General features: G+C 55.9%; 1 tRNA gene. It reads left to right on the forward strand.

The features are described from left to right. The first annotated feature begins 77 nt into the window (after positions 1-77). Positions 78-150, forward strand: a tRNA-Thr gene (locus G9F75_RS19865). Positions 151-238 lie beyond the last annotated feature (88 nt).

Raw genomic sequence — 238 nt, forward strand, 5'->3', positions numbered from 1 at the left:
CTCGGTAGCTCAGTTGGTAGAGCAACGGACTGAAAATCCGTGTGTCGGCGGTTCGATTCCGTCCCGAGCCACCATTTGCCGGTCTAGCTCAATTGGTAGAGCAACTGACTTGTAATCAGTAGGTTGGGGGTTCAAGTCCTCTGGCCGGCACTCTAAATGATGGAGGGGTAGCGAAGTGGCTAAACGCGGCGGACTGTAAATCCGCTCCCTCAGGGTTCGGCAGTTCGAATCTGCCCCC

This window comes from Bacillus sp. EKM208B, from assembly GCF_011800725.1.
Lineage (GTDB): Bacteria > Bacillota > Bacilli > Bacillales > Bacillaceae > Bacillus > Bacillus velezensis.